This is a genomic window from Bradyrhizobium sp. LeoB3, assembly GCF_055456055.1.
In genome coordinates this window covers 1-512 of sequence record NZ_JBVBEF010000370.1, presented here as the reverse complement: position 1 = coordinate 512, position 512 = coordinate 1, and the positions used below count along the sequence as shown (strand labels likewise).

The window sequence follows — 512 nt, the reverse complement described above, 5'->3', positions numbered from 1 at the left end:
GGTAGTGTGCGGAAGGTTCTGCAAAAGCCTGAGAGGCTGGAGCGGTCATGGTAAGTCCGGTGATTGCGAAGATCACCGCTCATAGAGGAGCTTGGACCCGCCATGACCGTGACGAAGATTAGGACGGACGTCTCTGCAGTCAAAGAGTTGTTGAGGTCGGACAAGGAGTTCCTGAAGCCGCTGATCCAGGGTGCGGTGCAGGAAATTCTCGAAGCCGAGATGACGGAGACGCTGGGTGCGGAGAAAGGCGAGCGCAGCGAGGGACGGCTTGGCTATCGCTCCGGCTACTATCCCCGCTCGCTGATCACCCGGGTCGGCAAGATCGAGCTGAAGGTGCCGCAGGACCGTCAGGGGCGGTTCTCGACCGAGCTGTTCGAGCGCTACCAGCGCTCGGAGAAGGCGCTGGTAGCGGCCTTGGCCGAGATGTACGTGCAAGGCGTCTCGACGCGGAAGGTCAAGCAAGTCACCGAAGAACTTGTGGGGCATGCGTTCTCGGCCTCGGCGATCAGCGC

At 61.3% G+C, this 512-nt stretch carries 1 protein-coding gene; it reads left to right on the top strand.

The window, feature by feature from the left end:
- Nucleotides 1–102 precede the first annotated feature (102 nt).
- Nucleotides 103–512: transposase (locus ACZXDY_RS46370; RefSeq protein ID WP_464350081.1), on the top strand; the 410-nt coding region annotated here is incomplete at its 3' end.